Below are 22,267 nucleotides of genomic sequence, written 5' to 3' on the forward strand. Positions count from 1 at the left end.
TGCCGCCCACAAGCTTGGTGCCTAGAAAAGCCTCCGCCAAGCTCAACTGGCCCGTCTGCTTCACTGCCATCGCGATTCCCTCAGACCGTCCACCTCAGAGAATCACAATCAGCGAATTACGCAACAGGCCCGCAAGGGGAGAAGGAAAGCGCCGCATCAAGCCGCTCTGTCGCGGACCTGGTAATCCTTCACCGCCGCGAAGCGGATCGCCTTCCAGCGTTCGGCTTCGTAGTTTAGCGAGAAGGCGTGCTGGGCGAGGAACACTGGATCATTGTCGAGGTCGCGGGCGATGTCGCCGCGATGCGCTTCGATGAAGCGCTGGAGTTCGGCCCTGTCGTCGGCCGATATCCAGCGGCAGACGGAAAAGCGCGACATCTCGAAATCGACCGGCAGCGTGTATTCGAAGTTCAGCCGCTCCTTTAGCACGTCGAGCTGCAGGGCGCCGACGACACCGACGATGGCCGGCGAGCCGTCCTCCGGCGAGAACAATTGCACGACGCCTTCCTCGGCCATCTGATGCAGCGCCTCCTTGAGTTTCTTGGCTTTCATCGCGTCGCCGAGGCGAACGCGGCGCAGGATTTCAGGCGCGAAATTCGGCACGCCGCGAAACAGGATCTCCTCGCCCTCGGTCAGCGTGTCGCCGATGCGCAGCGTGCCGTGGTTGGGGATGCCGACGACATCGCCGGCAAACGCCTCGTCGGCGGTGACGCGGGTGCGGGCGAAGAAGAATTGCGGCGCCGACAGGCTCATCGGCTTGCCCGTGCGCACCAGCTTGGCCTTCATGCCGCGCTCGAGCTTGCCGGAGCAGACCCGGACGAAGGCGATGCGGTCGCGGTGGTTGGGGTCCATATTGGCCTGGATCTTGAAGACGAAGGACGTCATCTTGTCCTCGGTCGCCTCGACCTTGCGGCTGTCGGCCTCCTGCGCACGCGGCGGCGGCCCATAGGCGCCGAGCGCCTCGATCAGGTCGCGCACGCCGTAATTGCGCAGCGCCGAGCCGAAATAGACCGGCGTCAGATGGCCCTCGCGGAAGGCATCGAGGTCGAGCGGGCGGCAGGCTTCGCGCGCCAGCTCCAGCTCTTCGATGAAAGCCTCGCGCTCGTTCTCCGGCAGCAGGCCGGCAACGCGGTTGGAATCGGGGCCGTGGACCGGCGTGCGCTCCTTTTCGGCGTCGCCCTTGCGCACCGCGTTCAGCGCCAGATGGTAGGTGCCGGAAAAGGTCTTGCCGCGGCCGATCGGCCAGGTGATCGGTGCTGTGTCCAGCGCCAACTTCTGCTCGATCTCGTCGAGGATATCGAACGGGTCGCGGCTTTCGCGGTCCATCTTGTTGACGAAGGTGATGATCGGGATGTCGCGCAGCCGACAGACCTCGAACAGTTTCAGCGTGCGCGGCTCGATGCCCTTGGCGGCGTCGATGACCATGACCGCACTGTCGACCGCCGACAGCGTGCGATAGGTGTCGTCGGCGAAATCCTCGTGGCCGGGCGTGTCGAGCAGGTTAAAGACGGTGTCCTCGTATTCGAAGGTCATCACCGAGGTGACCACCGAAATGCCGCGCTCGCGCTCGATCTTCATCCAGTCGGACCGGGTCTGGATGCGGTCCTTCTTGGCCTTGACCTCGCCGGCAAGCTGGATGGCGCCGCCGAACAAAAGCAGCTTTTCGGTGAGCGTGGTCTTGCCGGCGTCGGGGTGGGCAATGATCGCGAAAGTGCGGCGGCGCGATACCGCTTCTGTAATCATTTCGGACATTTTTCAGGATTTCCGTGTGAGGCCGGGCTTCTAGCAGCAGAGTGCAGAGCTGTCGACCTCTCCGGCGGCAGTGGCCATGCTCCGGCGTCAGGCCGGTTCGGTCGCACGGCTCTCAGTGGCTATCTCGGGAATCCACTCGGCAATTGCGGTGCCGATCTTGTCGGCATGGTCCTCCTGCAGATAATGCGCGCCGGGTCCGAGATCGATCAGGCGGCAATTCTTCAGCCCAGCCGCGAATTCCCGGGCCGCCTGCGGCGAGACGAGGGCGCCGGGATCGCCTGAGAAAAGCAGCTTCGGGTAGGAGGAAGCCCGGAGCGCCCAATGGTCGTGCTCACTGATGGCGGCGACATCGGCAGGCTGGCCTTCGATCGGCAGTTCGCGCGGCAGCCGCAGGATCGGCTTGCGCGATTGCGGTGTCGGGAACGGCGCCCGGTAGGCGGCCATTTCCTCATCGCTCATCGTGCGCAGCACAGCGGCCGGCAGCACCTTTTCGACGAAGACGTTGTCTTCCAGAACAAGCTTCTCACCGACGCCAGGAGTGCGCATTGCCTTGAACAGTTCGCGCGCCTGTGGACGCTGGTGGAAATCGTCCCAGCTCTCGAAGGGGCGGATGAATTCCATGAAGGCGAGGCCGAGCATCCGCTGCGATCGCCGGGCTGCGAGATGGAAGGCGAGTGCGGTGCCCCAGTCCTGCGCGACGACCACCATATCGGCGACGCCAAGCGTCTCGATGAAAGCATCGAGATAACGGACCTGGTCGAAGAAGCGATAGTCGATGTCCGGCTTGCCGGACTGGCCATAGCCGATCAGGTCGGGCGCTATGCAGCGGCCGAACGGCGCCACATGCGGGATGATGTCTCGCCAGATGTAGGACGACGTCGGGTTGCCGTGCAGGAAGAGCACCGTCGGACCGGCAGTGCCTGCCTCCACATAGGACATGGTTGAATCGAGTACCGCGACTTGCGAGCGCGGCAACATTGTGCGGGATTGCTGCTTTTCGAGTTTCGGGTTCATCGGATCAGCTCCTTTTTGCGAAGACTGTTTTGAAGACGATATTCTTGAAACGCTCGAGCGGTTCGGGACTGCGCTCCACCTTCATGCACAGCATCGCGCCTTGCCAGGAACTCAAAAGGAAATCGGCGAGATCCTCGGCATCGAACGCGTCGGTGATATCGCCGGCCGCCTGGCCTTCGGCGATGCATTCGGCAAAGGGCTTACGCCAACGTTCGAAAATGGCGACGAGTTGCAGCCTCAGCGCCTCACTGTGAGCCGCCGTCTCGAGGCTGAGATTGCCGATCATGCAGCCCCGTGCCCAATCATGCGCCTCCAGCTTCGACGTGATGATTTCGAGATAGCGGCGCAAGCGCCCGACCGGGGGCGTGCCGTCTCGGGCGAGGGCCTGCTCCACCAAGCCGCTCACATAGGCGAAATAGCGGTCCAGCACCTCGCCGGTGAACGCCTCCTTGGAGGCAAAATGATTGGTGAAGGACCCCGGGCGGGCATCGGCCGCGGCGACGATGTCGCGTACGCCGGCGGACGAATAGCCGGAATTCCAGATGGTTTTGAAACCGGCGTCGAGAAGTTTTTCGCGAAGTGAATGTCTGGCCATATCGATACAATACGTACGTACGTATTAAAGTCAAGAAGCATATTTGATACCGCGCGCTCTTGGCAGAACCCACGGGCAATGGCATCGCGGTGGTGGCGTTGGAACGAGGAGTGAAGCATGACAGAGGCGAAAGAAGTGATTGTCACCGGCGCCGGCATCATGGGCGCCTCCATCGCTTGGCACCTGACCAAGGCCGGAGCAAAGGTGACGGTCATTGCCGGCAGCGGCGCCGGCGGCGTCGCGACGCCGAATTCCTTTGCCTGGATCAATGCCAGCTGGGGCAATCCGGAGCCCTATTTCCGGCTGCGCATTCGGTCGATGGCCGAATGGACGCGACTGGCGAACGAGGTGCCCGGCATCCCGTTGCAATGGTGCGGCGGCCTGTGCTGGGACCTGCCACGTCCCGAACTTGAGGCCTATGCGGCCGAGCACCCCGCCTGGGGCTACGGCATCGAGCGTGTCGACCGTGCCGGCGCTGCGCGCATCGAGCCCAATCTGACCGAACTTCCCGATTTCGCCCTTTATGTCGCCGAGGAAGGTGTCGCCGAGCCGGTCGCCGCCACGCAAGCACTGCTGGCCGACGTCGAACGGCGCGGCGCGCGGCTGCTGACAGGAGTTACCGCGACCGCGCTTGTGCGGGCCAACGGCCAGGTCTCCGGTGTCGACACATCCGCCGGGCGGATTGTTGCCGACGAGGTGGTGATCGCGGCCGGAGCCGGCTCTCCGGCACTAGCGGCAACAGCCGGGATAGAACTGCCGATCGGGACACCGCCCGGCCTGATCGTGCATTCGCGCCCCTACCAAAAGCTGCTCAACGGCCTGGTGATCGGCGACCGACTGCATATGCGCCAGACCGCGGAAGGCCGCATCATCGCCGGCTCGGATTTCGGCGGCGCCGATCCCGGCATGGATGCCGCGGCGACCGCCCGCGACCTGTTTGCGGCGATGAAGGCCATGCTGCGCGGCGCAGATGGGCTGGAACTCGATTTCCACACCATTGGCTACCGGCCGACGCCGGTCGACGGCTTTCCGATCATCGGCCGCGCCGAAGGCGGGGGCGGCGTCTACGTCGCCGTTATGCATTCCGGCATCACGCTGGCACCGGCCGTCGGCCTGTTCGCCGCCCGCGAGATCCTCGACGGCGATCGCGATCCGCTGCTTGATCCCTACGGGCTGGCGCGGTTTACTCAATAACCGGGCGGGCGGCGAAAGCCGCCGGCCAGCGGCTCGATTGCCCTGGCGATCCCGAGCAGGCGCGACTCCGACCAGCGTTTGCCAACAAGCTGTAGTCCGATGGGCAGGCCATTGCTGTCCTGTCCGCGGGGCAGCGACAGTGCGGGATGGCCGCTGTAGTTGAACACCGCGCCATAGGCCGGCAGCATCCAGTAGCTTTGCTCGCTATCGTCGACCTCGATCGGCGTTCCCGGCTCGCAATGCGGGAAGGCGGTGACCATTGCGACCGGGCACAGCAAGGCGTCGCAACCGTCGAAGAACCGATCCCACGCCAGGATGGAGCGGTCGCGGCGGGCGAGCGCCTCGAACCAGCGCGAGACCGGCGTCGGCTTCTCCGGTGGTTCGGGCTGCGCCGCCTCCAGCATCATGCCGATCAGGACGCCGCCCTGCTCCAGGTCGTCGTGCAGGTCGAGCTCCGGCAATTTGGCTTCCTCGACGATGGCGCCCGCGGCCTGAAGCTCTTTTGCCAGACTTTCGACCACCGCGCTGATCTCGCCGACCACCGGAAAGCCCGGAAAGGACGGCGCGATGGCGATGCGCAAATTCCTGAGATCCAACTCCGGCATGCTTTCGACCGGTACCGGCGCAAGGTCGGTGTCGCTTCCATCCGGCCCGGCAATGAGGCGGTAGATCAGTACCAGGTCTTCGACGCTGCGCGCCATCGGTCCGAGGCAGGAGATCCGCCGGACGCTGCGCGGCGCGCCGCCTGGATCGGGGAAGGCGCCGGCGAGCGAGACGCGGTGCTCGGTCGGCTTGAGGCCGTAGACGCCGCAAAAGGCAGCGGGCAGCCGGATCGAATCCTGCATGTCGGTGCCGACCTCGAACGGCGTCATTCCAGCGCTGAGCGCCGCCGCCGCACCGCCACTGGAGCCGCCGGCGGTGCGCTGGAGGTCCCAAGGATTGCCGGTACGGCCGAACAGCGGATTGCTCGACTGCCAGTCACTAAGCATTGTCGCCACGTTCGTCTTGCCCACCAATATGCCGCCTGCCGCCTTCAGCCGTGCAACGACTGGACTGTCTGCCCTCGCGGCATAGTCGGCGAAGGCCGGGAAGCCGACAGTGGTTCTCATGCCCGCGGTTTCGTGCGTGTCCTTCAGTGTGAACGGCACGCCGTGCAGCGGCCCAAGGGCTTCGCCGCGCGCCTGCGCTTCGTCGGCCTTGCCGGCGCGCTGCCGCGCACCTTCCCGATCGAGGGTTACGACGGCATTGACCGCCTCATTGTGCCTGTCGATCTGCGCCAGATGCGCGTCCAGCGCTTCCACAGCGGAAATCTTGCGGTCACGAATGGCGGCAACCAATTCTGTGGCGGAGGAAAAGGCGAGGTCCATGACCAATACTCCGGCTTGCCAGCGGCGCCAGCCTCACCAAATGGCGGGCAACGGCGCGTCTTCAAGCCGAGTTCAGCATTCGAGGACAGGCGGTGCTTGATCGGAATTGCGCTGCCTGCTGCAATCGGCGCTGTCCTGCGACGCGTAGCGAGGAATCTACACGGCCAGCGCCAGCTTTGCCGCGGCGGGCACAAACGGACGAATGCTCATGCCGTCTCTGCCGATGGTGACGAAGCTCGAGGGCGGAATCGCCTGCCAGTCGCTGCCGTCGCGGTCGAAGGGTTCCGACACGACGCAACGGCCTCCGCCATTGCGGAAGGCGGACGTGTAGAGCGTCGGCGCGTGGCCGTCGCTCGTATAGCGCACCGCGTAAAGCGATTGTCCGTCGGAAAAAGCCGCCGTCAATTTCAGCGCCGGCTCGAAGCCGCCGCGGCGCGAGGCGTCGATGACGCGGCTGGTGGCGCGCGATACGGCGCCCTGCGGATCACCTGCCAGGTCCTCTTCGGTCATCATCAGAAAGAACAGTTCCGAATCCGTGGCGCCCTCACGCTGGTCGAAGGCGGCGTCGGAGAGCGAATTCTCCAGCGCGCGACGGATCTTTTCGAAGCCGCCGATCTGGCCATTGTGCATGAACGACCAGCGGCCCGAAATGAACGGATGACAGTTCATGCGGCTGGTGGCGCCACCGGTCGAAGCCCGGATATGGGCGAGGAACAGGCCTGACTTGATCTGCCGGCACAGGCTTTTCAGATTGGGGTCCGACCAGGCCGGCAGGATGTCGCGATAGAGGCCGGGCTCCGGTCGGTCGCCATACCAGGCCAAGCCAAAACCATCGCCATTGGTCGGCGATTTGGCTTCCTGGGCGCAGTGGCTCTGGGCGATCAGCGAGTGGCAGGGCGCCGTGACGATGTCTTCGAGAAAGACGGCTTCGCCGAGATAGGCGGCCCACCGGCACATAGCGCCTAACGTCCCCTGTTATGCGTCCGCTCGTAGAGCTCACGGATGATGCCGCTTGCCGTGGTCTCGAACAGAAACGGCAAGAAAGCATGAATGAGCGCGGCAAAAGCCGCCATGAACAATCGCGACGAGAACCATGCGGCGAAAGCCATATGGCCGAAATAACTCTCGCCGACCGCAGCCGGGTGAGAGGTGAAAAGTCTTGCGAGCCGTGCGGTCATGTCGGTCCCTCCTGCCAGCATGAAGAGCCGACGATGAATATCCTGGCATGGGTGTTCGGTTCATCGGTCCCAAATTGTCCTTGTGAAAGGCTGAATTTTGGGACAAACATCCCACATGACGCCGGAAATCGACGAAATAGACCGGAGATTGCTGGCCGAGCTGCAGCGCGACGGCACGCTGTCCGTCGACCAGCTCTCGGCAAGAATATCGCTGTCGCGCAATGCCTGCTGGCGCCGGGTCAAGCGGCTGGAGGAAGACGGCGTCATCACCGGCCGCGTGGCGCTGGTCGACGCCGACAAGCTCGGGCTCGGCCTTTCCGTGTTCATCCTGATCCGCACCTCGAATCACGATCCCGACTGGCTGCAAAAATTCCGGGCGGCGGTGACCGGCTTTGCCGAGATCACCGGCGCCTACCGCATGTCCGGCGATCTCGACTATGTCTTGCGCGCCCGTGTCGCCGACGTCAAAGCCTATGACCGGCTCTATCAGCGGTTGATCGCCAAGGTGGCGTTGTCGGACGTTTCGGCCTCGTTCGTCATGGAAGAGATCAAGGAGACCACGATCGTTCCGATGGAACTGCGCTGAGGCGGAACTGCGCTGAAAGAAAGCCGTTGATAGCATTGTCGCCGAGTTGACTGGACCGGCGTTCGCGACGATAGGATCAGCCTTATGCGCGTAGCACTTTATCCCACCTCCGTCATCGGTCCGGCTGTCGGCTTCGTCAGGCTGCCGCATGGCGAGGGATTGCCGCTTCCCGCCTATGAGAGCTCGGGCGCCGCCGGCATGGACCTGCGCGCCGCCGTCCCGGACGACAGGCCGCTCTTGATCCTGCCGGGAAAGCGCGCACTGGTGCCGACCGGCCTGGTCCTGGAAATTCCCGAGGGCGTCGAAGGCCAGGTCCGGCCGCGTTCGGGCCTCGCCTTCAAGCACGGGCTCACCTGCCTCAACACGCCCGGCACCATCGACAGCGACTATCGCGGCGAGGTCAAGGTGCTGCTGATCAATCTCGGCGACGAGGATTTCGCGGTAACGCGCGGCATGCGGATTGCCCAGATCGTCTTCGCCCCGGTGACGCAGGCGACCGTCGAGGAGCGCACATTGGCCGGCGGCACAACGCGCGGCTCCGGTGGCTTCGGATCGACCGGCACGGCCTGATGAGCGCGGCGAAATGAAGATCCCCAAGCTCGTCATCTTCGATTGCGACGGGGTTCTGGTCGACACCGAGAACCTGGCCAACCGGCGCCTCGCCGAATGGTTGAGCGCGGCAGGCTTTCCGGCCAGCTTCGAATATTGCCGCAAGAATTTCTCCGGCCGCAGCATGGTCTCGGTGCAGAAGGAAGTCGAGGCGACCGGCGTCAGCCTCGGCGCCGATTTTGTCGAGCGCTGGAACGCCGGCCTGCCGGACCTGTTCGCGCATGGCGTCGAGGCCATCCCCTACGTTCGCGAGTTCATCGAAACCGTGCACGCCGCCGGCATCGCCACCTGCGTCGCCTCGTCGGCACGGGTATCGAAAATGCACATCACACTCGGTCTGACCGGGCTGCTGCCGCTGTTCGAGCATGCGCTGTTCAGCTCGACCATGGTCTCGCGTGGCAAGCCGTTCCCCGACCTCTTCCTGCATGCGGCAGCGACGATGGGCTTCGCGCCCGCCGATTGCATCGTCATCGAGGACAGCGTCGCCGGGACGGCAGCCGGCATCGCCGCCGGCATGCGCGTCTATTCCTACCACGGCGACCCGCTTTCCGACCGCGACGGACTGAGCGAAGCCGGCGGCATCCTGTTCGACGACATGCGTGAACTGGCCGGGCTGGTGCCGATCCACTAATCGCCTTTGCGCAGGCTGTACGCGCTCGATCTCAGACCGGGCGTGACGCTCCAAGTACTCGGTCGACCGTGTCGCGTATAAGACTGCGCAGATTGGCCGGCCTGTCGAGATGACTGACGACAAGGAGGCCGTCGGCCGCCACCGTTAGCGCGTCCGCGGTGCGGTCCGGATGGGAATTTGCGTCCGCGATCAGCAGATCCCTTAGGATGCCATGTAGACAGACAGGTCTACCTGTTAACGAAGGAAGGCGAAACATGGCTTCGATAGTCAGGGAAATCATCGTAGATGCTCCACCGGAAAGCGTATGGGCGACAGTCGGCGACTTCGCCGGCGGCGCCCAACGGATAGCCCCAGGCGTTTTCGTCGACTGCCGGGTGGAGGAGGGCGACGTGCGGGCCCTTATGTTCGCCGACGGCAAGATTGTGCGAGAGCGGCTCATCGCTCGCGACGAGCAGAGCCGGCGGATCGTGTGGGGATGGCTCGGCGACGAGGTCACCCACGATAACACTTCCATGGAGGTCTTTGCCGAGGGCGAGGGCCGGAGCCGCCTGGTCTGGATCCACGACACTCTGCCCGACGAACTCGGCGCGTGGCTCGCAGCCGCCATGGATCACCTGGTGCCGGTTTTCCAGCAGACCCTGGCGACCGAAGCCAAGCCAACATAGTGAGGCAACGCCAGGTGTTTCCCCTTGGCCGCAAAATGCTCTAGCTTGCGCGCGCCCGACATAACGAGCGCGCGCATGACCTTCTCCCTGCTTCGTTTCATCTTTGCCTGCCTGCTGCTGCCTTGTCTTTGGACGGGCAGAGCGGAGGCCGTCAGCTTGCCGGAGCTCGGCAGCGCCGTCCCTGGCCACGGCGATGTCACCTATCTCGATCTCGCCAGGATGGTCATTCCCGATCTGGCCGCGGACAAGGACGGCTTTTTCCGGGGTTCGATGCCGATCGAGATGCGCCACATCGCTGGTCTGGACTACGACGGCTCGCCGCCGGCGACGTCGGGTCTTTCCAACGCCGGCGTGCTCGGCATCAAGGCCGGCGGCAAGGAGCGGCTGACCATGCTGTTCGACCTCGGCGACTCGCCTGACAGTGCCGAGGGCTATGCGGTGCTGGCACTCTACGACATCACCGGCAAGCCGGCCCTGCTCGACGCGGTCAATGTCGCTGTCGACCGCATCACCTATCTTCGCGATCCGGGCAAGCTGCCGATCGGGCCTGGTGACGACGCCATCATCAGCATGAGCACGCACTTCAATTCGAGTCAGGGCTATGGGATCACGCCGCTGATCATGGTCCGCAGCGAGAGGTTCGAGCTGATCGACATGATCTATACGTTCGACGAAAACCTCTGCACCAACCGAAGGACGCAGAATGCGGCGTTCCAGGCGATTGCTGACGGCCAGCCCTATGCAGCCATCAAGGTTACGGTGACCGACGCGACGGTACCGGGCGAAGAAAGCTGCGACGGCCAGCAGCCGCCAGCGGCGTCTTCGCGCAACATTTCCGTCACCTATCATTGGGACAAAAACGCTTCGCACTACGTCAAGGATTCCGACGCGCTGGACCGATTGGCAGAAGAGAACGCCAAACGCTTCTGAGCCAACCGCATTTGTTTGCCCGGCGCGTTCCGCCGGGCTAGAATTTGCCTCACATTCTGCACTGGAGGGGAGCATCCATGGATAAGGGCAAGATTTTTCGCGACCTGCATGCCTCGATCTTCGTGATGGCCAATTCCTGGGACGTCGGCACGACCAAGCTTTTGGCCTCGTTCGGCTTCAAGGCGCTGGCGACGACCAGCGCCGGTTTTGCCTTTTCGCGCGGCCTGCCCGATGGCGCGGTGACGTTCGAGGCGATGATCCACCATTGCCGTGAAGTGTCGGCGGCGACCGGGCTGCCGGTTTCGGCGGATCTCGAAAAGGGCAAGGGCGACAGCGCGACAAGTGCCGGCGAGACGATCTTCGCCGCCGAGGCGGCTGGCCTCGCCGGCTGCTCGATCGAGGACCATACCGGCGAGCCCGACAAGCCGATCTATGATTTTTCGCATGCGGTCGAGCGCGTCGCGGCGGCGGCGGAAGCGGCACGGGCGCTGAAACGCGATTTCGTCTTCACCGCGCGGGCCGAGAATTTCCTGTGGGGCAAGCCCGACCTCGACGATACGATCAAGAGGCTGCAGGCGTTCGAGAAAGCCGGCGCCGACGTGCTCTATGCACCAGGGCTGAGCGACATCGAGACGGTGCGGACCGTCTGCTCGGCGCTGACCAGGCCGGTCAACGTCATGGCCCGGCCTGGCTTCACCATCGCCGACCTGGCCATGGCGGGGGTAAAGCGCGTCTCGCTCGGCCCATGGCTCACCAATTTCGCCTTCGGCATGCTGGAGACCGCGGCGCGCGAGATCCAGCAGGACGGCACGTTCGGCTTCACCCGCGCCGCCATGCCATTCGGCAAGCTGCAGGCGCTGTTTGCCAAATCTTCAGCCTAGGTAGGCCCCGGCGAATGACGCTCACCGTCGTCGACATGCACACCGGCGGCGAGCCACTGCGGATCGTCACCGGCGGCTACCCCGACATTCCCAAGGGCACGATTCTCGAAAGGCGTGCCTATGTGCGCGACCATCTCGATCATCTCAGAAAGATCCTGATGTTCGAGCCGCGCGGCCATTACGACATGTATGGCGCGCTGCTGGTGGAGCCTGACCTGCCGGGCGCCGACCTCGCGGTGCTGTTCATGCACAATGAAGGCTATTCGACGATGTGCGGCCACGCCATCGTCGCGCTCGGCCGCTATGCCGTCGACGAGCGGCTGGTGGCGCCACGCGAGCCGATGACGACGGTCAATATCGAGGCGCCATGCGGGCTGATTTCGGCTGCGGTCGAGGTAAGGGATGGCAAGGCCGGTGCGGTGTCATTCGAAAGCGTGCCGGCGTTTCTGTTTGCCCGCGACCAGCGGATCGAGCTGCCGGGCTACGGCGCAGTCGGCTTCGACATCGCCTATGGCGGCGCCTTCTATGCGCTGGCCGACTGCCGCCAGTTCGGGCTGGAATTCGGCAGGAACCGGGTGCGCGATTTCGTCGATGCAGCGACGGCGCTGACCAATAAGCTCAAGGCCGAATTGCCGCTGTCGCATCCCGACCATGCCGATCTCGCCTTTCTCTACGGCACCATCCTGACCGACGGACAGGATGCGATCTCCGATACGCCGACCAAAAACATCTGCGTTTTCGCCGAAGCCGAGGTCGACCGTTCGCCGACCGGCTCGGGCGTCACCGCGCGGCTGGCGGCCATGCACGCCAAGGGCCAGATCGAGATTGGCCGGACACGGCTGTTCGAGAGCATCGCCGGCTCGCGCTTTTCCGGCGCGGTCGTGCGCACGGCCAAAGCCGGGCCGCATGACGCCATCATCGCCCGCGTCGGCGGCCGCGCTTACTACTCAGGGCGGGCCGAATTCATTGTCGAGGACGACGACGAACTGGGGCGCGGCTTTCTGCTGCGCTAAGCATCATCCCGCGCCGAGATCGCCTTGTGCAGGTGCACCATCATGGCGGCGGCGAACAGCGGCGTCAGAAGGTTGAGCAGCGGCACGGCGAGGAAGGCGGCGACAACCAGCCCGGCCAGGAACACGGTGACCGCGTGCTTCCTGCGCAGCGCCTTGGCCTCGGCCTCCGGGCGAAAACGCATGGCGGCGAACTCGAAGAACTCGCGCCCGAGCAGATAACCGTTGACGACGAAGAAGGCGGCGATATTGATGCCTGGCACCAGCAGAAGCAGCAGGGCGACGATGTTGCCGAGGATGACGACGCCGAAGAACCTGATCGCCAGCACCAGCGAGCGCAGCGCCGGCACTGCGCGGCCGGGCGGATCGTTGGGATAGTCGGTGCGCTCGACGACTTCGGCGACGTCGTCGAGGAACAGGCCAGCGATGATCGCCGTCACCGGCGCGATGAGCAGCGCCAAGCCCAGCGCAAGGCCGATGCCGGCGACGACGGCGCCCAGCCATCCGGCCCAGGAGGGCAGGCTGGGCAGCCATGCATCGATCCATGGCCAGGCCAGCCAGTCGAACAGGCCCTTGATCCCGAACCAAAGTGCCGCCAGCGTCAGCAAGGTCAGCCCCAGCGTCTTCACGAACACGGAACGGAATTCGGGCGAGAACAGCCGGCTCAAGGCGGCGCGGGCGGCGTCGAGGATCACGGCGTTTCCAATTCCATGTCAAACATGCCCGTGGCTGATATCTCCGAATAGGCGGAGACAGCGTAGGCTGCAAGCGCCCTAGCGCGCGACCTTTGCCTGGGGAATGGTCATCGCCGCCACGCCGACGACGACCAGGGCCATTCCCCACCACGCGCTCGGACCAAGGCTTTCGCCAAGGAACACGGCTCCGATAGCAACGCCGATCGGCACCCGCAGATAGGCTTGCGAGGTGGTGCCGACGGAGCCCAGCGTGTGGAGGAGACGGAAATAGATGCAAAAGGCCAGCGCGGTTGAAAACACCGAAAGCCCGAGCAGCGCAAGGATCGAAGCTGTCGACGGCGCCAAGGTCCATGGCTGGTCGAACGCAAGGCTCAAGGGGATCAGCATCGCGGCGCCGCAGAGCATCGAACCGGCGGCCGGCACCATCGGGTCGAGCCCCCTGAAGCCGCGGCCGAAAACGGCCGCGCCGGCATAGCAGATCGTCGCCGCGATCACGGCAAGTTGCGGTAACAATTGCTGTCCGAGGCCGCCAAGCGCCGGGGCGCCGACAACGAGGCATATTCCGGCTATTCCCGCCGCGACGCCAAACAGCTTGCGCATGGTCGACGGTTCGTGGCGGGTGATGAGGGCGGTCAGCAAGAAGGTAAAGATCGGCGAGGTCGCGTTCAGGATCGTGGCCAGCCCGGCATCCAGCGAGCGCTCGGCCCAAGCGATCAGCGTGAACGGCACGACGCTGTTGAGGCATGCCTGGAATGCAACCGGCGCCAGCTTGTGGCATCACCCGGCAAGGTCAGCCCGCGCCAGCGGATCAGGGCAAGCAGGATGCCACCCGCGATCAGGGTTCGCGCGGCGATCAGCGTCACCGGCGGGATCGTCGCAACGCCGATCTTGATGAAGCTGTAGGATGCACCCCAGAGCACTGCCAACACGACGAGCAGCACCAGCTCGATCCTCGTGTCGGTTTTCATAGACATGGCCGGCGGGGACCTCTGGGCATCGCTCATCTCAGCCATGCTTGTAAGCCAGGCACGCGAGAAATGCTTCGGCCGCCATCCAACGATGGTGGCTATGCTGACATTCGTCGGATCGTCGCATTGTCGACTAGGCAAAGCCGCATCAAACCGCTAGACCCGCCCGCGCCCGGCATGGCAGAAAGCCGGTGGGTTTTTGGCGGAGACATGAATTGATGCCGGACTATGACGTGCTTTGTATCGGAAATGCCATCGTCGACATCATCGCCCAGTGCGATGAGGCGTTCCTGGAGACCAACGGCATCATCAAGGGCGCGATGAATTTGATCGACACGAGGCGCGCCGAACTGCTCTACAGCCGCATGGGCCCGGCCATTGAAGCCTCGGGCGGCAGCGCCGGCAACACGGCGGCGGGCGTCGCCTCCTTCGGCGGTCGCGCCGCTTTCTTCGGCAAGGTCTCCAACGACGCGCTCGGCAAAATCTACGCGCATGACATGCATGCCCAGGGCGTCGCCTTCGACACAAAACCGCTCGATGGCGAACCGCCGACGGCGCGCTCGATGATCTTCGTCACGCCGGACGGCGAGCGCTCGATGAACACCTATCTCGGCGCCTGCGTCGAGCTCGGCCCGGAGGATGTTGAGGCCGACAAGGCGTCGGGCGCCGCCGTCACCTATTTCGAGGGCTATCTCTGGGACCCGCCGCGCGCCAAGGAAGCGTTCCGGCAGACGGCGAAGTTCGCCCATGCCGCCGGGCGCGAAGTATCGATGACATTGTCGGACTCGTTCTGCGTCGACCGTTACCGCGACGAATTCCTCGACCTGATGCGCTCCGGCACCGTGGATATCGTCTTTGCCAACAGCCACGAGATCAAGTCGCTCTACCAGACCGCGTCCTTCGACGAGGCGCTGGCGCAGATCCGCAGGGACTGCAAGATCGCCATTGTCACCCGTTCGGAAAAGGGCTCGGTCATCGTGCGCCGCGACGAGACCGTCACCATCGAGGCGACCAGGATCCGCGAGCTGGTCGACACGACAGGCGCCGGCGACCTCTACGCCGCCGGCTTCCTCTACGGCTACACGCAAGGCCGCGGCCTGAAGCAGTGCGGTGATCTCGGCTCGCTGGCGGCCGGACTGGTCATCCAGCAGATCGGCCCAAGGCCACGGCAGAATCTGCGCCGAGAGGCCGAGCAGGCGGGGTTGTTGTAGGGGCGCTCGGTCTCGCTCGATGGCAGGGCAATCGCAGATCGGCAAGTGCCCCCTCACCCGGATTGCCAACCGAATTGCGAAGAGCAATTCGGGGCAATCCGACCTCTCCCCGACGGGAGAGGAGGTCGCCAGCGTTGATGCCAGCCTCTTCTCCCCTGCGGGGAGAAGGTGGCCGCGAAGCGGCCGGATGAGGGGGACCCCCTTATGTGATAGCCGTGCCCTCGATGGGCATCGCCTTCGCATGACCCTCCCCACCGAGAGGAGGGTAAGCTCGCTCCTCAAGCCCCCGCGCTATACGCCGCGATCGCGGCCATATTGACGATATCCGAATCCTTCGCGTTGAGCGAGACGATCTGAACCGGCTTGTTCAGGCCGACCAGCAGCGGGCCGATGACGGTCGAGCCGCCGAGCTCCTGCAGCATCTTGGTCGAGATCGAGGCCGAGTGGAACGCCGGCATGATCAGCACATTGGCGGGGCCGGTCAGCCTGATGAACGGATACTGCGCCATGGCGCGGGCGTTGAGCGCCACGTCGGCGGCCATTTCGCCGTCATACTCGAAATCGACGCGGCGCTTGTCGAGGATGCGCACCGCTTCCTGGACGCGCTCGGAGCGCTCGCCCTGCGGATGGCCGAAGGTCGAATAGGCGAGCATAGCGAGCCTCGGCTCGTAGCCCATGCGGCGGGCGAAGCCGGCGGCCTCCTCGGCGATGTCGGCGATCTGTTCAGCGTTCGGCATGTCGTGCACGGCGGTGTCGGCGACAAGCACGGTGCGACCCCGCGCCAGCACGATCGACACGCCGATGACGCAATGGCCGGGCCTTGCGTCGATGACGCGGCGGATGTCGTCGAGCGCCGTCGAATAGTTGCGGGTAACGCCGGTGACGATGCCGTCGGCATCGCCCAGCGCCACCATGCAGGCGGCGAAATGGTTGCGGTCGTTGTTGATCAGCCGCTGGCAGTCGCGGAACAGGAAGCCTTTGCGCTGCATGCGCTCGTAGAGATAATCGGTGTAGACGGAGTTGCGCCGCGACAGCCGCGCATTGATGATCTCGATGCCTTGCTTGCCGAGGTCGATGCCGGCATTCCGAGCGTTTTCCTTGATGATGTCGTCGCGGCCGAGCAGGATGGCGGTGCCGAGCCGCTGGTTCACATAAGAGACGGCGGCGCGCATCACCTGCTCCTCCTCGCCCTCGGCAAAGACGATGCGCTTGGGCTGGCGGCGCACGCGGTCGTAGATGCGCTGCAGCGTCGAGGCGATCGGGTCGCGGCGGGCGGAAAGCTCCTGCGCGTAGCGGTCGAGATCGAGGATCGGCTTGCGCGCGACGCCGGAGTCCATCGCCGCCTTGGCGACCGCGATCGGGATCGCCGAGATCAGCCGCGGGTCGAACGGCACCGGGATGATGTAGTTGGGGCCGAATTTCGGCCGGTTGCCCTGATAGGCGGCGGCGACGTCGTCGGGCACGTCCTGGCGCGCCAGCTCCGCCAGCGCCCGGGCGGCGGCGATCTTCATGTCGTCATTGATGGTGGTCGCCCGCACATCCAGTGCGCCGCGAAAGATGTAGGGGAAGCCAAGCACGTTGTTGACCTGGTTGGGATAGTCGGACCGTCCCGTCGCCATGATGGCGTCGGTGCGGATCTCGGCGACCTCCTCCGGTGTGATCTCGGGGTCGGGATTGGCCATGGCGAAGATGATCGGGTTCTTGGCCATCGACTGCACCATGCTGGTGGTCAGCGTGCCCTTGGCCGAGAGGCCGAGGAACACGTCGGCGCCGTCCAACGCCTCGGCCAGCGAGCGCGCGCCGGTTTTGACGGCATGCGCCGATTTCCACTGGTTCATGCCTTCGGTGCGGCCCTGGAAGACGACGCCTTTGGTGTCGCAAAGGATGATATTCTCAGGCGCAAAGCCCATCGCCTTCATCAATTCGATGCAGGCGATGCCGGCAGCACCGGCGCCATTGCAGACCATTTTCGTGGTCTTCATGTCGCGGCCGGTGATTTCCAGCGCGTTAATCAGCCCGGCGGCCGAGATGATGGCGGTGCCGTGCTGGTCGTCATGGAACACCGGTATGTCCATCAATTCGCGCAGCCGCTGCTCGATGATGAAGCATTCCGGTGCCTTGATGTCCTCGAGGTTGATGCCGCCGAAGGAGGGTCCAAGGAAACGCACGCAGTTGATGAATTCGTCGGCATCCTCGGTGTCGACCTCGAGGTCGATGGAATCGACATCGGCGAAGCGCTTGAACAGCACCGCCTTGCCTTCCATCACCGGCTTCGAGGCCAGCGCGCCGAGATTGCCGAGGCCGAGGATAGCGGTGCCGTTGGAGATGACGGCGACCATGTTGCCGCGAACCGTGTAGTCGAAGGCGCGGCTCGGGTCCTCGGCAATGGCGAGAACCGGAACCGCGACGCCCGGCGAATAGGCGAGGCTGAGATCGCGCTGCGTCGCCATCGGTTTTGTGGCGACGATCTCCAGCTTGCCCGGACGGCCCATGGCGTGGAATTCCAGCGCCTCCTGGGCGCTGACTGAGGGCCCGTTGCTTTCGGTTTTCTTGGCCATGGTACTCTTGGTTTCCTCGCCCGTACGGCACCGCTTGAGATGGGTGCGCATGCTTTCTTTTGTGGAAGGTTCGGGATTAAGGCTACACTTCGCCGCTGTAAACCGCCAAGCATGGCTTGGAAAATTTTGGAAGCAGCTTTTTGAACGACGAGACGCCCATTCGAAGCGACAACGCCACGCCGGCCTTCGCGCCGGCGACGCCGATGATGGAGCAGTACATCGAGATCAAGGCGGCGAACCCGGATTCGCTGCTGTTCTACCGCATGGGCGATTTCTACGAGCTGTTCTTCGACGATGCCGAGAAGGCAAGCCGGGCGCTCGGCATCGTGCTGACCAAGCGCGGCAAGCACCAGGGGCTCGACATCCCGATGTGCGGCGTGCCGGTGCACGCCGCCGACGATTATTTGCAGAAGCTGATCGGCCAGGGGTTCCGCGTCGCCGTCTGCGAGCAGATCGAGGATCCAGCCGAGGCCAGGAAGCGCGGCGGCAAATCGGTGGTGCGCCGCGATGTTGTGCGGCTGGTGACGCCAGGCACCATCACCGAGGACAAACTGCTGGCGCCGTCGGAATCGAGTTTTCTGATGGCGCTGGGACGGGTCAAGGGCGGCGCCGAGCATTCCTTCGCGTTGGCCTGGATCGAGATCTCGACCGGTGTCTTCCGCGTCGCTGAAACCACCGCCGACCGGCTGCTCGCCGACGTCTTCCGTGTCGATCCGCGCGAGCTGATCGTCGCCGAACCGGTGTTTTACGACCCGGAGCTGAAACCGGTGTTCGACGTGCTCGGCCGCGTCGCCAGTCCGCAGCCGCCGTCGCTGTTCGATTCGGCTTCGGCCGCCGGCCGCATCGCCCGCTTCTTCGAGGTGGCGACGCCTGACAGTTTCGGCTCGTTTTCGCGCGCCGAGCTGTCGGCGATCTCAGGCGTCATCGCGTATGTCGAGAAGACGCAGAAAGCGGAGCGGCCGCCGCTGTCGCGGCCGGAGCGCGAGGAGCAGGGATCGACACTGTTCATCGACCCGGCGACGCGCGCCAATCTGGAGCTGCTGCGCACGCTGTCCGGCAGCCGCGAGGGGTCGCTGTTCAAGGCGATCGACCGCACGGTGACCGGTGGCGGCGCAAGGCTGCTCGCTGACCGGCTGATGGCGCCGCTGACCGACCCGGCGGCAATCGCTGCAAGGCTGGATTCGGTGTCGTTCTTCCGCTCCGAGACGCGCCTCTGCCAGGCGGTGCGGGCCAGCCTGAAGAGCGTCGCCGACATGCCGCGCGCGCTGTCCAGGCTGGCGCTCAACCGCGGCGGTCCGCGCGATCTCGGCGCGCTGCGCGCCGGTTTCGAAGCGGCCGGCGCCATCGCCGGACTGTTCGGGCAAACCGCCTTGCCCGCCGAACTGGCGGCGGCGCTAGCGGCCATCAAGGCACTGCCCGGCGCGCTGGCGACGCATCTGGCACAGGCGCTCAGCGACGAGCTGCCGCTGCTCAAGCGCGACGGCGGCTTCGTCCGTTCCGGTTACCACGCCGAACTCGATGAGATGCGGGCACTGCGCGACGAGTCGCGAAAAGTGATCGCCGGGCTGGAGCGCTCGCTGATCGACGAGACCGGCATCCGCTCGCTGAAGATCAGGCACAACAATGTGCTGGGATACTACATCGAAGTCACCGCCAACCACCATGCGCTGATGACCGGCAGCGACGGCGCCAAGGCGCGCTTCATCCACCGCCAGACCATGGCCAACGCCATGCGCTTCACCACCACGGAACTCGCCGAGCTGGAATCGAAGATCGCCAATGCCGCCGACCGGGCGCTGGCGATCGAGCTTGCCGCTTTCGAGGCGCTGACGGCGGAAGTCGTCGGCCAGGCCGACACGATCCGCACCGGCGCCGAAGCGCTTGCCGTGCTCGACGTTTCGGCCGCACTTGCCTTGCTTTCCGAAAGCGAGGCCTGGTGCCGGCCGCTGGTCGATGCGAGCCTTGCCTTCGAGATTTCGGGTGGACGCCATCCGGTGGTCGAACAGGCGCTGCGGCGTTCCGGCGAAGGCCCGTTCGTCGCCAATGACTGCGATCTGTCGCCGCAAGGCGATGCCAAGGCCGGCGCGATCTGGCTGCTGACCGGCCCCAATATGGGCGGCAAGTCGACCTTTCTCAGGCAAAACGCGCTGATCGCCATCCTTGCCCAGGCCGGCTCCTTCGTGCCGGCGGCATCAGCCCATATCGGCGTCGTCGACCGGCTGTTTTCGCGGGTCGGCGCCTCCGACGATCTGGCGCGCGGCCGCTCGACCTTCATGGTCGAGATGGTCGAGACAGCGGCGATCCTCAACCAGGCCGGCGAACGCGCACTGGTCATCCTCGACGAGATCGGCCGCGGCACCGCCACCTTCGACGGCCTCTCGATCGCCTGGGCGGCAGTCGAATATTTGCACGAAAAGAACCGCTGCCGGGCGATCTTCGCCACGCATTTCCACGAGATGACGGCGCTCGCCGGAGAACTGCCGCGGCTCTCCAACGTCACCATGCGGGTCAAGGAATGGGAGGGCGACGTGGTCTTCCTGCACGAGGTCGGCAAGGGTGCCGCCGACCGTTCCTACGGCGTCCAGGTAGCGCGGCTTGCCGGCCTGCCGGAAGCCGTCGTCGGCCGGGCCAAAGAAGTGCTGCACCAGCTTGAAGCCGGAGAGGTTTCGGGCAAGGCCAACCGCCTGGTCGACGACCTGCCGCTGTTTTCCGTGGCGGCGAAGCGGGAAGCGTCGAAGCCGGCCAGGAGTGATGGGCTGGGTGAAGCGCTAGCGGAGATCAATCCCGACGAGATGACGCCACGCGAGGCGCTGGAAGCGCTGTACCGGCTGAAGGGGCTTGTGGGGAAGTAGTGCTCGTCCGATAGCGCTCTACGGCGCCCCCCTCTGTCCTGCCGGACATCTCCCCCTCAAGGGGGGAGATTGGCAGTTTCGCTGACAGCGCTTTTTCCTTCGACGTTCGAAGTTGGCGAAAGCCGATGCGAGATCCAATCTCCCCCCTTGAGGGGGAGATGTCCGGCAGGACAGAGGGGGGTGTGACGGAACGCTGCTTTGGCTTGCCTTCCGCCCCACCCCCTCAAATCATCGCCAGGCCCGACTTCCGCCTCGGCGGTGGGAAGGCGCGGTCAATTTCGGCGAAATCTTCGCTCGTGAGCTCGATGTCCAACGCCGCGATATTCTGCCGGATATGCTCCGGGCGGCTAGCTTTGGGAATCGCGATCACCCCGTCCTGCGCCATCACCCAGGCAAGCGCGATCTGCGCCGGCGTCGCACCGTGGCGAGCGGCGATGGCATCTAACCTGGCATTGCGCGCCAATACCCCCTGATCGACCGGCGAATAGGCCATCAGCGGCATACCGCGTTGCCGGCTCCACGGGGCGAGGTCGAACTCGACGCCGCGCTGCGACAGATTGTAGAGCACCTGATTGGTCTGGACGTTGCCGCCGGCCGGCAATCGGACCAGCTCTTCCATCTCGCCGGTATCGAAATTGCTGACGCCCCAATGGCGGATCTTGCCGGCTGCCTTCAACGCTTCGAATGCCTCGACCGTTTCCGTCAAGGGCACGCTGCCCGGCCAATGCAGCAGATAAAGATCGATGCGGTCGGTGGCGAGATGCCTCAGGCTGTTCTCGCAGGCCCGTTTCACGCCGGCGCGCGAGGCATTGGACGGCAGCACTTTGGAGACCAGGAAAACCTCGTCGCGGCGACCGGCGATGGCCTCCGCCACCACCTCCTCGGCACCGCCGCTGGCATACATTTCGGCGGTGTCGATCAGCGTCATGCCGAGATCCAGCCCGAGCTTCAGGGCATTGACCTGGTCGGTACGGCGGCGGCCGTCTTCGCCCATCTTCCAGGTGCCCTGGCCGAGCACCGGCACGGCTTCGCCGCAGGGCAGGGTGGTCGTTCGTATCGTCGATGGCATGGCATGCTCCAGTCCGAGGCCCGGATAGCACCATAGCCGCCAAGCGAAATCCAGGTGAAGCAGAAATCCAGGTGAAGCCTCTCGCCTGGATTACTCGACAGCGTGACGCCTACTTCACCGGATGGGCGGCGAGCCAGTCCTGCATCTGCTTGATCTCGGCTTCCTGCGCCGCGATCACCGCTTCGGCCAGCTTGCGGATTTCCGGATCCTTGCCATTGGCGAGCTCGACCTTGGCCATGTCGATGGCAGCCTGGTGATGCGGGATCATGCCGCGGGCGAAATCGACATCGGCATTGCCGGAATATTCGATCGCCATCATGTCGGTATGCATCTTGTCCATCGCCGCCTTGTAGCCCTCGGTCGAGGGGCTCTGCGCGCCCATGGCGCCCATGTCGTGCTTCATCTCCTCGGCTTGTGCAGGAACGATCGAGGAAAACAGCAAGCAGCATTCCCGCCGCCATCATCAGCAGCACGATCTTCTTGGCCAAGGTCATTCATCGTCTCC

19 protein-coding genes and 2 pseudogenes are annotated in these 22,267 nt (G+C 64.7%); 10 read left to right on the forward strand and 11 right to left on the reverse strand.

The genetic code is table 11. The features are described from left to right. Positions 1-156: 156 nt before the first annotated feature. From NKH43_RS07675 to NKH43_RS07685, 3 genes are all read right to left on the reverse strand, one after another. The gene (locus NKH43_RS07675) at positions 157-1,749 is read right to left on the reverse strand and encodes a peptide chain release factor 3 (RefSeq protein WP_352484942.1); all 1,593 of its coding nucleotides are present in this window, start codon (positions 1,747-1,749) and stop codon (positions 157-159) included. Positions 1,750-1,836: 87 nt separating this feature from the next. Beyond that, on the reverse strand, positions 1,837-2,763 hold the full coding sequence (locus tag NKH43_RS07680) for a haloalkane dehalogenase (protein ID WP_352857314.1): 927 nt from the start codon (positions 2,761-2,763) through the stop codon (positions 1,837-1,839). Positions 2,764-2,767: 4 nt separating this feature from the next. Then, the gene (locus NKH43_RS07685; protein ID WP_023717936.1) at positions 2,768-3,358 is read right to left on the reverse strand and encodes a TetR/AcrR family transcriptional regulator; all 591 of its coding nucleotides are present in this window, start codon (positions 3,356-3,358) and stop codon (positions 2,768-2,770) included. Positions 3,359-3,475: 117 nt separating this feature from the next. Between NKH43_RS07685 and NKH43_RS07690 the strand changes: the two genes are divergently transcribed. After that, positions 3,476-4,552: an NAD(P)/FAD-dependent oxidoreductase gene (locus tag NKH43_RS07690; protein WP_352857316.1), complete on the forward strand. Its 1,077-nt coding sequence runs from the start codon at positions 3,476-3,478 to the stop codon at positions 4,550-4,552. Here NKH43_RS07690 and NKH43_RS07695 read toward each other — a convergent pair. The 3 genes from NKH43_RS07695 to NKH43_RS07705 all read right to left on the reverse strand — a co-directional run bounded on the left by NKH43_RS07695 (position 4,546) and on the right by NKH43_RS07705 (position 7,097). Then, positions 4,546-5,919 (reverse strand): amidase, encoded by a 1,374-nt coding sequence (locus NKH43_RS07695; protein WP_023717934.1) that lies wholly within the window; start codon positions 5,917-5,919, stop codon positions 4,546-4,548. The two genes, NKH43_RS07690 and NKH43_RS07695, sit on opposite strands and share 7 nt — an antisense overlap. A 156-nt stretch (positions 5,920-6,075) precedes the next feature. Beyond that, positions 6,076-6,876: a class II glutamine amidotransferase gene (locus NKH43_RS07700; protein ID WP_352484936.1), complete on the reverse strand. Its 801-nt coding sequence runs from the start codon at positions 6,874-6,876 to the stop codon at positions 6,076-6,078. A 5-nt stretch (positions 6,877-6,881) separates the two neighbouring features. Then, entirely contained in the window at positions 6,882-7,097 is a 216-nt protein-coding gene (locus NKH43_RS07705) for a DUF6356 family protein (RefSeq protein ID WP_023717932.1), read from the reverse strand. A 115-nt stretch (positions 7,098-7,212) separates the two neighbouring features. Between NKH43_RS07705 and NKH43_RS07710 the strand changes: the two genes are divergently transcribed. From NKH43_RS07710 to NKH43_RS07740, 7 genes are all read left to right on the forward strand, one after another. After that, positions 7,213-7,683 carry an Lrp/AsnC family transcriptional regulator gene (locus NKH43_RS07710; protein ID WP_023717931.1) on the forward strand — a complete coding sequence of 157 codons (471 nt, stop codon included), beginning with the start codon at positions 7,213-7,215 and terminating at the stop codon, positions 7,681-7,683. Between the two features lie 84 nt (positions 7,684-7,767). After that, positions 7,768-8,253, forward strand: a complete 486-nt coding sequence (dut, locus tag NKH43_RS07715) for a dUTP diphosphatase (RefSeq protein ID WP_352857318.1) — start codon at positions 7,768-7,770, stop codon at positions 8,251-8,253. A gap of 13 nt (positions 8,254-8,266) precedes the next feature. Beyond that, positions 8,267-8,923: an HAD family hydrolase gene (locus NKH43_RS07720; RefSeq protein ID WP_023717929.1), complete on the forward strand. Its 657-nt coding sequence runs from the start codon at positions 8,267-8,269 to the stop codon at positions 8,921-8,923. 254 nt (positions 8,924-9,177) lie between these two features. Then, positions 9,178-9,588: an SRPBCC family protein gene (locus NKH43_RS07725; RefSeq protein ID WP_352857320.1), complete on the forward strand. Its 411-nt coding sequence runs from the start codon at positions 9,178-9,180 to the stop codon at positions 9,586-9,588. Between the two features lie 75 nt (positions 9,589-9,663). Next, positions 9,664-10,518 carry a hypothetical protein gene (locus tag NKH43_RS07730; protein WP_352857322.1) on the forward strand — a complete coding sequence of 285 codons (855 nt, stop codon included), beginning with the start codon at positions 9,664-9,666 and terminating at the stop codon, positions 10,516-10,518. 77 nt (positions 10,519-10,595) lie between these two features. Beyond that, entirely contained in the window at positions 10,596-11,399 is an 804-nt protein-coding gene (locus NKH43_RS07735; RefSeq protein ID WP_352484928.1) for an isocitrate lyase/PEP mutase family protein, read from the forward strand. A gap of 14 nt (positions 11,400-11,413) precedes the next feature. Then, positions 11,414-12,412, forward strand: a complete 999-nt coding sequence (locus NKH43_RS07740) for a proline racemase family protein (protein ID WP_352484926.1) — start codon at positions 11,414-11,416, stop codon at positions 12,410-12,412. Here NKH43_RS07740 and NKH43_RS07745 read toward each other — a convergent pair. After that, positions 12,409-13,104: a sulfate transporter family protein gene (locus NKH43_RS07745; RefSeq protein ID WP_352484924.1), complete on the reverse strand. Its 696-nt coding sequence runs from the start codon at positions 13,102-13,104 to the stop codon at positions 12,409-12,411. The genes NKH43_RS07740 and NKH43_RS07745 overlap by 4 nt on opposite strands. A gap of 78 nt (positions 13,105-13,182) precedes the next feature. After that, positions 13,183-14,072 (reverse strand): annotated as a pseudogene (locus tag NKH43_RS07750) (DMT family transporter). A 218-nt stretch (positions 14,073-14,290) separates the two neighbouring features. Here NKH43_RS07750 and NKH43_RS07755 point away from each other — a divergent pair. Continuing rightward, positions 14,291-15,283 carry an adenosine kinase gene (locus tag NKH43_RS07755; protein ID WP_352484921.1) on the forward strand — a complete coding sequence of 331 codons (993 nt, stop codon included), beginning with the start codon at positions 14,291-14,293 and terminating at the stop codon, positions 15,281-15,283. 278 nt (positions 15,284-15,561) lie between these two features. On the opposite strand, the gene NKH43_RS07760 is transcribed toward NKH43_RS07755, so the two are convergent. After that, positions 15,562-17,841, reverse strand: a complete 2,280-nt coding sequence (locus tag NKH43_RS07760) for an NADP-dependent malic enzyme (protein WP_352857325.1) — start codon at positions 17,839-17,841, stop codon at positions 15,562-15,564. Positions 17,842-17,981: 140 nt separating this feature from the next. Here NKH43_RS07760 and mutS point away from each other — a divergent pair, with 140 nt between their 5' ends. Next, the gene (mutS, locus tag NKH43_RS07765; protein ID WP_352857327.1) at positions 17,982-20,693 is read left to right on the forward strand and encodes a DNA mismatch repair protein MutS; all 2,712 of its coding nucleotides are present in this window, start codon (positions 17,982-17,984) and stop codon (positions 20,691-20,693) included. A gap of 223 nt (positions 20,694-20,916) precedes the next feature. Here mutS and NKH43_RS07770 read toward each other — a convergent pair whose 3' ends face one another. Both NKH43_RS07770 and copM read right to left on the reverse strand, forming a co-directional pair. Continuing rightward, positions 20,917-21,762: an aldo/keto reductase gene (locus NKH43_RS07770; protein ID WP_352857329.1), complete on the reverse strand. Its 846-nt coding sequence runs from the start codon at positions 21,760-21,762 to the stop codon at positions 20,917-20,919. A gap of 109 nt (positions 21,763-21,871) precedes the next feature. Next, positions 21,872-22,256: pseudogene (gene copM / locus NKH43_RS07775) on the reverse strand (CopM family metallochaperone). Positions 22,257-22,267 lie beyond the last annotated feature (11 nt).

This window comes from Mesorhizobium sp. M1163, from assembly GCF_040318415.1.
Classification (GTDB): Bacteria; Pseudomonadota; Alphaproteobacteria; order Rhizobiales; family Rhizobiaceae; genus Mesorhizobium.

Excerpts from the sequence above, each read along its gene's own strand:
- dut (WP_352857318.1), top strand. The coding sequence starts at position 7,768 with ATGCGCGTAGCACTTTATCCCACCTCCGTCATCGGTCCGGCTGTCGGC.
- NKH43_RS07700 (WP_352484936.1), bottom strand. The coding sequence starts at position 6,876 with ATGTGCCGGTGGGCCGCCTATCTCGGCGAAGCCGTCTTTCTCGAAGAC.
- NKH43_RS07705 (WP_023717932.1), bottom strand. The coding sequence starts at position 7,097 with ATGACCGCACGGCTCGCAAGACTTTTCACCTCTCACCCGGCTGCGGTC.
- NKH43_RS07725 (WP_352857320.1), top strand. The coding sequence starts at position 9,178 with ATGGCTTCGATAGTCAGGGAAATCATCGTAGATGCTCCACCGGAAAGC.
- NKH43_RS07755 (WP_352484921.1), top strand. The coding sequence starts at position 14,291 with ATGCCGGACTATGACGTGCTTTGTATCGGAAATGCCATCGTCGACATC.
- NKH43_RS07730 (WP_352857322.1), top strand. The coding sequence starts at position 9,664 with ATGACCTTCTCCCTGCTTCGTTTCATCTTTGCCTGCCTGCTGCTGCCT.
- NKH43_RS07740 (WP_352484926.1), top strand. The coding sequence starts at position 11,414 with ATGACGCTCACCGTCGTCGACATGCACACCGGCGGCGAGCCACTGCGG.
- NKH43_RS07680 (WP_352857314.1), bottom strand. The coding sequence starts at position 2,763 with ATGAACCCGAAACTCGAAAAGCAGCAATCCCGCACAATGTTGCCGCGC.
- NKH43_RS07770 (WP_352857329.1), bottom strand. The coding sequence starts at position 21,762 with ATGCCATCGACGATACGAACGACCACCCTGCCCTGCGGCGAAGCCGTG.
- NKH43_RS07760 (WP_352857325.1), bottom strand. The coding sequence starts at position 17,841 with ATGGCCAAGAAAACCGAAAGCAACGGGCCCTCAGTCAGCGCCCAGGAG.
- NKH43_RS07735 (WP_352484928.1), top strand. The coding sequence starts at position 10,596 with ATGGATAAGGGCAAGATTTTTCGCGACCTGCATGCCTCGATCTTCGTG.
- NKH43_RS07695 (WP_023717934.1), bottom strand. The coding sequence starts at position 5,919 with ATGGACCTCGCCTTTTCCTCCGCCACAGAATTGGTTGCCGCCATTCGT.
- NKH43_RS07690 (WP_352857316.1), top strand. The coding sequence starts at position 3,476 with ATGACAGAGGCGAAAGAAGTGATTGTCACCGGCGCCGGCATCATGGGC.
- NKH43_RS07710 (WP_023717931.1), top strand. The coding sequence starts at position 7,213 with ATGACGCCGGAAATCGACGAAATAGACCGGAGATTGCTGGCCGAGCTG.
- NKH43_RS07685 (WP_023717936.1), bottom strand. The coding sequence starts at position 3,358 with ATGGCCAGACATTCACTTCGCGAAAAACTTCTCGACGCCGGTTTCAAA.
- NKH43_RS07720 (WP_023717929.1), top strand. The coding sequence starts at position 8,267 with ATGAAGATCCCCAAGCTCGTCATCTTCGATTGCGACGGGGTTCTGGTC.
- NKH43_RS07675 (WP_352484942.1), bottom strand. The coding sequence starts at position 1,749 with ATGTCCGAAATGATTACAGAAGCGGTATCGCGCCGCCGCACTTTCGCG.